This is a genomic window from Halalkalibaculum sp. DA3122 (assembly GCF_043951865.1).
Taxonomy (GTDB): Bacteria; Bacteroidota; Rhodothermia; order Balneolales; family Balneolaceae; genus JAMQKA01.
This window is the reverse complement of the sequence record NZ_JBINJF010000058.1, coordinates 1-9,391: the sequence shown is the minus strand read 5'-3', so window position 1 is coordinate 9,391 and position 9,391 is coordinate 1. Positions and strand designations below refer to the sequence as shown.

Genomic DNA, 9,391 nt, shown 5'->3' with positions numbered 1-9,391 from the left:
GAATAATTGTAGATCTGCCTTCCCAGCCTTGAATGGGGCGCGAAAGCCAAAGAAAAATCCAGTACAGACGCGACATGTCGCGTCTCAACGAGCTTTCACGCCTGCTGCGGCTGGACGGGCGTCCCATTCCCGGCCTTTTTTACGGCCCAAACAAAGGAAAATAATACTTCCCGGTAAACCACCACTGCAGTACAGTTTAATTCATCAACCCGGATTATTGACGAAATAGTAAAAAACAAGAGAATGAACCCATGAGATTGTTTGATCTATCAAAAATCACTTACTGCTCAAATTTGAGTGCCGCTGCGACGGGCTGCGAAATTTGTCCGTGTAGTTCGTTAAAAGAAAAATGACGTGCTCAAGGTACACTAGTACCTTTTCCGCTGTCATTTTTCCTTCGCCTCATGCAAAACCAAATTTCCTGGTGAATAATCCGGGTTAGAAAAAAAATGTAAGGGTACGCCCGATCTCAGTCGTAATCCCACCGAATTAAGCCCGGAAAAATTTTATGAACTGGAACATATTACATAAATATTTGCAGGGTACCTGCAGTGAAGAAGAGCTCCAGGCACTGGGAGACTGGTTGCGGGATGATCCTGCCAACGAAGATTTTTTCAGCTCCTTTGTCGAAGAGTGGAGCACAGAATCGACCGTCGATTTCGAAGAAGACGCGCGGGCAGAGTGGATCCGGTTTCAAGAAAACACATTTCAACCACAACCGGGTCTTGAGAGGGAATACGCGCTAAATCACTCCAACGCGCGAGGACGCGTCAACGGGAAACCGTATGAGTCCGTGAACCGGCAGCGCCGGCGCGGGCGTGCCTACTGGATTTATTCCGCTGCCGCGGCGGTGTTGCTGGTCGCCGCCCTGGTGTTTGTGGTTCAGCAGTTCAACGCGGAAAGTACGTTAGAGCAACAGCAGCAGATAACCTACCAGGAGATCAATACCGTGAAAGGTCAGCGCACCAGCCTGAAGCTGAGCGACGGCTCCAGTGTGGTACTTAATGCGAGCAGTACGCTGCGCATTCCCCAGGATTACGGCAGGGAGACCCGCACACTGTACCTGGAGGGAGAAGCCTTTTTTGAGGTTGAGCACGACGAAAACAATCCGTTTGTCGTCATCTCGCACCAGACCTACACGAAAGACCTGGGCACCGCTTTTAATGTGACGGCCTACGATTCCACCCAGGTGGAAGTGGCAGTCGAGGAGGGGCTGGTCTCGCTCGGGAAAATGGAAGAGGGCACCCCGCAGAAAGAGATCGTGGAGATCACTCCCAACAAGCTGGGAATTTTGAAAGAGGTTGGCGGCCTGACGGTCTCCGATATTAAGAATATGGACCAGTACACGGGATGGACCCGGGGACGACTGGTATTTAACAGCACGCCGTTTCCGGAGGTGCTGGACCGGCTGGAGCGCTGGTACGATATCGAGTGCATAATCGAGGGAGATGCCGAAGAGCTGTCAGATCGAACCTTGACGGCGACCTACGACAACATGCCGATGAGCGAGGTGCTCAAGGTGCTCTCCATCTCGATGGATGTTTCGTACAGCCGCCAGGGCAGAACTATCATTTTCACTAAAGGGAACGATTTAGGAGAATATGAACAAGTCAATACAAATTAAACGGAGAAGATATATGATGTTGGGGAAAAAGATACGGAGCCTACCGTTAGTAAAATGTTTGACACTCTTGCTGTTTGTAGCATGTATCAGTGCAGGGGGAGCGTTTGCCCAGGACAGCCAGGAGCTGCTTGTGGACCTGAACGGGAAGGAACTGACAGACTTCCAGGATGAAAATGCCGCTTCCGGCAAGTTGATGAAAATTGTTCAGCTTGAGGAGGGGCAGCACATGCTGCGGGAGGTTCTGCAGGATATCGCCCGCCAGGCTCAACTGAAGCTCTCATACAGCGAGCAGGTTACGTCCCTGACAGAAACAGTGGTCGTAGAGGAGTCGATACAGCTGACCGCAAAACAGGCGTTTTGGAAAGTGTTGGATGGAACGTCCCTGCGTTTCGGGATCTCCCCCACCGGCCAGCTCTTCTTTTTTGAGCGCATGACGGAAGAAAAGGCCCCGATCCAGCTGGAGACGGTCTCCGGCCAGGTCACGGACGCCGCCTCCGGTGAGCCGCTGCCGGGCGTCAACGTGGTGGTAAAGGGTACGACCACGGGTACCTCCACCGACAGTGAGGGCAGCTACGAGCTGAATGTACCCTCCCTGCAAGATACGCTGGTGTTTTCTTTTATCGGGTATCAAACGCAGGAGGTGCCTATAGATGGCCGAACAAGTTTCGACGTGGCACTGCAAACACAGGCGGTTTCTGGTGAGGAGTTGGTGGTTACTGGCTACAGCCAGAAACGCCAGTCTGAATTATCATCCTCTGTTTCTATTGTAAATTCGGACCAGCTGGAGTCATCCCCTATTACGGAAGATTTAGGTACAATGCTGCAGGGAAAAGTTGCAGGATTAAGTATTTCTAACACACAAGGTGAACCAGGTTCAGGTACGGAGGTATTAATTAGAGGTGTTGGTTCACTAGGGGCAGGAAATTCTCCATTATATGTAGTCGATGGGATTATTGGTGATGGTTCAGATGTAAACCCATCTGATATAGCTTCAATTAGTGTGCTAAAAGATGCCGCGGCTACCGGGCTATATGGATCTCGTGCAGCAAATGGTGTGATAGTTATTGAAACCAAAAAAGGAAAAAGAGGGGAAACTCAGGTTAGCTATACTGGATCATTCGGTATTAGTGAGAATCGAAATTTCGAAACGATGAACTCAGCAGAGTTATATGCACAATACAAAATGGGACATCGAAATTTTTATGATGATCGTGTTGCCGAAGGAGATCCACAATTTATGAATATGAGTTTTGAGGAATATTTGGATGGCGCTTTACCCTCATCACTCTTAAGTAGAGATACTGACTGGAATTCCTTGCTAACTAGAACTGGATATGTGAATCAGCACCAACTTTCTGTCTCCGGGGGTAATGAAAAGACACAATTTTATGTAAGTGGAAAATATTTTAATGAATTGGGTACACTTCTTGGTACCGAATATAGAGAAATGAATCTAAGAGCAAGTTTAGAACATACAATTTCAGATTTATTTACTGTCAATACGAGATTAAATGCAGGTGTTAATCGACGTCCTTTAGACCCGGTTGGAGGACAGGGTAGTGCTAGAAACCAATATTATAACAATATGCCGTGGGATCCAGCCTATGAAGAGGATGGAACACCCTACAATCCACTTGGTCCCGGTAATACATGGTTCGGTAATGCAAGTTCTAACTATTTTTATAATAGAGAACACCAATCTAGCGAAGACAAAAATGGTAATTTAGATCTTGATTTACAATTGGATGTGAACCTTGCTGATTGGATAACTTTTTCGACCAAAAATCGGGTTGGTTTCACAGGTCAAGATTTTTTTGAACTTGTAGATAAATTACATCAGGATGGGAATGCAGCTGGTGGATTGGTTACTCAAGATTATGGCTATGGAAATTCATTTCTGACTTCGAATGTATTCAATTTTAATCAAAGTTTTGGAGAGCACAATTTGTCAGGTGTCTTAGGTCAGGAATATAGCTATTCTAGGAGTTCTTGGACGAGGGCTGTTGGCTCAGATATTGCATTAGGTCTAACAGCGTTGTCAGCATCAGGAAGTCCGAGGACTACAGCAGGAGGTATTTCGAATGAAACCGGGTTTTTATCTTATTTCGGGCAAGTAGACTACAATTACCAGAGCCGCTATTTTCTTGTTGGTTCATTACGTTATGATGCATCATCCAGATTTGGTGCAAATAACCGATGGGCCAATTTCTATTCTTTGGGAGGGAGTTGGTTAATTAGCAACGAGACGTTTTTGAAAGAGAATCAATGGATAGATATACTGAAGCTAAGAGCAAGTTATGGAAGCACTGGTAATGCTAATATTCAACCTTACCTATCTTTAGGCACATATGAGTTTTCTTCGAATACTACTTATAACGGTAGTGCTGGAGCACAACCAGCCCGTCTGCCTAATCCTGACTTAACATGGGAAAAAGCCTATACGACCAATGTAGGGGTAGAGTTTGCATTTCTAGATCGTTTTACTATAGAGGTTGATCTCTATAATCGGGATAATGAGGATTTATTACAACGTGTTCCGTTATCTTCAGCTAGTGGATTTGCTAGTCAGGTAATGAATGTTGGTACCGTACGTAATCAGGGCCTTGATCTCAGTATAAATACCGTCAATATTCAAGGTGTAATTAATTGGGAAACGAGTTTCAGCATAAACTTCAATCGTAATGAGGTATTGAAATTACATGATGGTGCGGATATCGGAAGTGGTTTTTACAGGATTAGTGAAGGGCATCCGAAGAATGAATTCTATATGAGGGAATGGGCTGGCGTTGATCCTGAAAACGGAGACCCACTCTGGATCCGCTGGGAAGATGAAAATGGTAATAAAATAGATGCCGGAGATCATATTGAACCGTCTAATATCCTGACTACAAATAGTTACAACCAAGCTAGTAATCTTTTTGTGGGGTCCGCATATCCCGATTTCTCAGGAGGTATTCAAAATCAGATTTTTTATAAGAATTTCTCATTTAGAATAATTGGTAACTATTCAATAGGGCAGCAAATTTATTTTGCCCATCGTATGCGAATAGATAGTGATGGAGCTCACATGGCCCATAATGAAATGAAACGAGACGATAACTGGGTACGATGGGAAGAACCAGGTGATCAAGCTACACATCCTCGAATGATTGCTGGTGGTAATAAAAATTCAAATCAACCCTCATCCCGTTATTTAGAGGATGGTAGTTATTTTCGCATCCAAAATATGAATTTAGGATACGCACTTACTGATTTCTTGGGTCTGCAAAGAGTTCAGTTTAATCTAGGTATAGACAACATGTTCGTATTCACAGATTTTAGTGGTGGTGATCCTGATGTAGGTATAGAGGATGGTGTAATAAATCAGGGTTCAAATTCAAGATATTCTCCCACCCGGAAAGTCAACTTAGGAATGAAAATCGATTTTTAACATAAATTCAGGCAAAAAGATGAATACACAAAAAATAACACTTTTGGGGCTGGTAATTTTGATGATGGCGACAAATTGTGATTCACTTGAATATCGTCCCGATGATCAATTGACAGCTGATGTCGTAAAAGAATCACCTCAACTTTTAAAAGATATAACAGATGGGAATTATAGTACGCTTAGGACAAGAAACTATATTAGAAATAGGCATTTTACCCAAGAGATGACTAGTGACGATGTCTTGTTGGTCAAATCAACAGGTGATAATCTTATGTTGACATATGCATTTGAACATAATGTTAACCATGATAGAGCAAGACAACTTTGGCAAACCACTTATCGAGGACTATATCCAGTAAATCAAGTTATAGAATCGATAAGTGATGATGCATCTGAGGATCGTTTACAGTTGAAGGGAGAGAATTTATTTATACGAGCTTTAATGCATTTTGACTTGGTTAGAATTTTTGGTCGCCCCTATTCCCAAAATCCCGAAGAGAACTTGGGAGTAATGATTAGGGATAATACCGATACAAAAGCGCTTCCTCCAAGAAGTACAGTTGAAGAGACTTACCAGTTTATTGTAAATGACCTGTTAAAAGCAGCCGAATTGATGTCTGAAGAAAAATCTTCTATTTATGCTTCTAAAGAGGTTGCATTCGCCTTGTTAGCAAGGATGTATCTCTATATGGGACAGTATGAAAATGCTATTGAATATGCAGATAAAGTCATTAACTCTGGCAGATATGAACTCCTTCCCACTGAGCAGTTTGGTGACTATTTTACCATTTTGCCAGAAAATAATTCAGAGACAATTTTCGCCATTAAACTAATGGAAAGTGAAAATATGGAAAAAGGTTCAATTGGATCAATGTATCATGGTCTTGATGGGGGTTGGGGAGAGATTTATGCCTCTGCTTCTTACAGGGAACTTATTTATCAACATGAAAATGATGAACGAATAAATTTTATTGATCCTCATTATATTTATGATGAAAATGGAAATCGAATTCCTGATTCTTCTGAAGATAGTGGATACCAGGTTGAAAAAAGAAACGGCTACTCAAAATACTACATAAATAAATATACAGGAGAGGGGGGAGTACCGCTATTATCCTCACCCATTGTGTTACGTCTGGCAGAAATGTATTTGATAAAGGCTGAAGCATACGCTAAAACAAATAGAGAGGACGAGGCCATTGACATGGTGAATATGATCAGAGAGCGGGCAGGTCTATCTGGAAATCAACTTTACTCCATTAATGATTTAAAAGGATATGATACGGTGTTGGACGTTGTACTTGTGGAAAAAAGATTAGAATTAGCTTGGGAGGGGCACAGATCCTACGATATGTTTAATAATAATCGTCCCATTGATAGAAGCTATGTTAATCCAACTGGTTGGTCAGGTCCTTCAGGTGAAGTTTCACCAACCTGTGATTGTATCCCTCACTTAATACCGGAAGAGGAAATTATATTGAATTCGAACCTAGAGCAGAATCCAATTCATCCAGGGTTTTAAAAAAATGGACACTATCTGTCAAACTTAAAATTTTGATACAAATATTTATTGTCTCCTTCTGGGAATGTGAGAAAACTCTAGCCTTTAGGCGAAGACTATATTGGTCACAGAATAGAATTGAAAAACCTGCAATTTTAGTACAGAACTTTATTGTTTCGATAAACCTATAGCAGAATAAATATTCTGGCTATAGAAAGAAACTACGCCAAGGTTCTAATTCTATAAGTCGACATTTAGTCTGGGTTGCAAATTATCGTTACCATGTATTGAAAGGTGACATTCAAAAGTGGTTTCGAGAGTTGATCATTCAGATTTGTGAAGTAGAAGAAGTAGTCATAAGTGAAGATCATGTAGACATTCATATTGAATATCCACCTCGAACAACGATCAGTTAACTGATTAAGACAATAAAAGTAAGAAGCTTAAGGCTGCTGCAGGAGGAGTTTCCACACTTGACTAAATACTATTGGGGACGCCATTTCTGGATGGCAGGATATGAAGCTTTAAGTACGGGCAATATTACCGATGAGATGATCCAACTATACTTGGAGCAACATAAAAGTCAAAGATGAATAAGATGACTCGAACTTTATCTTATAATAGGACTTTCAGTCCGCATCCCGCCCTCCTTGCACTTCCAGTTCAGGGAGCTTTCAGTATGCTTGCAATATTATGGGAAATTATCGTAAGACTTCCCATAATTTAGATAACATTACTTATGTATCACCAAATACCGCTAACCGTTCTGAGTTAAAAGTTAACTCATCGATGTTACGAGTAGCAAGTAGTTTACATTTGAAATGTAATTTATACGAGAATAAAGAGCTTTTCAAAAAAGAGGCAAACATAAGCCTATTTTAGTTAGGATGGCCATAAAATTACTTTAAATATGTTCACTTCTACTATAAGATAAAGTGTTTTGGGCGTTCAAAACCAGATTATTTTAATGGTCTCATAGTATTTGACCTAGCAAAGTTTGGCAAGTGCTAACTATTTGCATTTAATATTTACCAACTGATAATATGAACAACAATTAATTTTTAATGAAAAAAGAATTGAGAAATAGTATCGTTAAATCGCTTTCCATGCAATGGATAGTATTAGTCTTATTCATGTTCATGCTTTTTCTGGTTCCAACCAAATTTCTACTAGCCCAAGTCGCTAGTGATCGCCCCAACATCCTGATTGCCATTGCCGATGATGCCTCCTACCCCCATATGGGGGCCTACGGGACCGAGTGGGTGCAGACCCCGGCCTTTGACCGGGTAGCCGGACAGGGAGTTTTGTTTAACCGGGCCTACGTGCCCAATCCCAAGTGTGCGCCCTCGCGGGCGATCATCCTGACCGGTCGTAACTCCTGGCAGCTCGAGGAGGCGGCCAATCACGTGCCGTTTTTCCCGCAGAAGTTTAAGGTATATACCGAAGTGCTGGCCGAGCACGGCTACCACGTGGGGCACACCGGCAAAGGCTGGGCGCCGGGCGTGGCCGAAACTGCGGACGGGGCCCCTCGCCATCTGGCCGGACCGCCCTACGAGCAGCACCGAACCACCCCGCCAACCCCGGCCATTTCCGACAACGATTACGCCGCTAATTTCGAGGCGTTTCTGCAGGAGCGTACCACCGACCAGCCGTTTGCATTCTGGTATGGCAGCACCGAACCCCACCGGCGGTATGAGTATGGTTCGGGCATCGAAAAAGGAGGGAAGCAACATTCTGACATTGACGATATTCCCGACTTTTGGCCTGATTCTGATTCTATTCGCACCGATATGCTGGACTACGCCTTCGAAATCGAGCACTTCGACCGGCACCTGGGCCGCATGCTGGCCGCCCTGGAGGAGCGCGGGGAGCTGGACAATACCATCGTGGTGGTGACCGCCGACAACGGGATGCCGTTCCCACGCGTCAAAGGGCAGACCTACGAGCACTCGGCCCATATGCCGCTGGCCGTCATGTGGCCGGAAGGAATTGCGAATCCCGGCCGGGTGGTCGAGGATGTTGTCAGTTTTGCCGACTTCGCCCCGACCTTCATTGAGCTGGCCGGACTGAACTGGGAAAAAACCGGCATGCACCCGGCGGCCGGCCGCAGCCTGACCGATATTCTCTATTTCAACCAGCAGGGACAGGTCAACCCGGCCCGCGACCACGTGCTGCTGGGCAAGGAGCGCCACGATATCGCCCGCCCCTACGACTGGGGCTACCCGGTCCGCGGGATCATCCGGGGGGATATGCTCTACCTGAAGAACTTTGAGCCGGACCGCTGGCCGGTGGGCAACCCCGAGACGGGCTACCTGAATACCGATGGAAGTCCCACCAAAACGTACCTGCTGGACCACCGCACCACGCCGGGCATGTATCATTTCTGGGACTGGAACTTTGGCCAGCGCCCGGCCGAGGAGCTCTACAATATAGCCAAAGACCCGGACTGCCTGCATAACCTGGCCGAGGATCCGGCCTATGGCCAAATGAAAGAGAGTCTAAAAACAGAACTGTATCGAAAATTAAAACAGCAGGGAGATCCGCGCATGTTTGGCCGCGGATATATCTTCGATGCCTACCGGTATGCACACGAGCAAACTCGGTGGTTCTACCAGCGATATATGAATGGAAAGGCTAACAAGGAAGATGCCGGATGGGTCAACGAAAGCGATTTTGAAGAAGAGCCCTTATCTGTCCAAAAACAGTAATTATGAAATTATGAACTTAATTAATATTTCATTTCACTAGTGTCCGGTTAAAAAGAAGATAATTCCGCGTAACTCTTTGTACAACAATGACATATAGATATTTTATTTTTAATCGATTTGAAATAAAA

At 44.4% G+C, this 9,391-nt stretch carries 4 protein-coding genes and 1 pseudogene; all 5 read left to right on the top strand.

All coding sequences use genetic code 11. The annotated features are described in order from the left end of the window. Positions 1–508: 508 nt before the first annotated feature. Positions 509–1,624 (top strand): FecR family protein, encoded by a 1,116-nt coding sequence (locus ACG2F4_RS18760; RefSeq protein WP_395262481.1) that lies wholly within the window; start codon positions 509–511, stop codon positions 1,622–1,624. A gap of 67 nt (positions 1,625–1,691) precedes the next feature. Next, positions 1,692–5,054 carry a SusC/RagA family TonB-linked outer membrane protein gene (locus ACG2F4_RS18755; protein ID WP_395262480.1) on the top strand — a complete coding sequence of 1,121 codons (3,363 nt, stop codon included), beginning with the start codon at positions 1,692–1,694 and terminating at the stop codon, positions 5,052–5,054. A gap of 19 nt (positions 5,055–5,073) precedes the next feature. Next, positions 5,074–6,576 carry a RagB/SusD family nutrient uptake outer membrane protein gene (locus tag ACG2F4_RS18750; RefSeq protein ID WP_395262479.1) on the top strand — a complete coding sequence of 501 codons (1,503 nt, stop codon included), beginning with the start codon at positions 5,074–5,076 and terminating at the stop codon, positions 6,574–6,576. A gap of 221 nt (positions 6,577–6,797) precedes the next feature. After that, positions 6,798–7,148 (top strand): annotated as a pseudogene (tnpA, locus tag ACG2F4_RS18745) (IS200/IS605 family transposase). Positions 7,149–7,694: 546 nt separating this feature from the next. Next, complete coding sequence (locus tag ACG2F4_RS18740; protein ID WP_395262478.1) at positions 7,695–9,263, top strand: sulfatase; 1,569 nt, start codon at positions 7,695–7,697, stop codon at positions 9,261–9,263. Positions 9,264–9,391 lie beyond the last annotated feature (128 nt).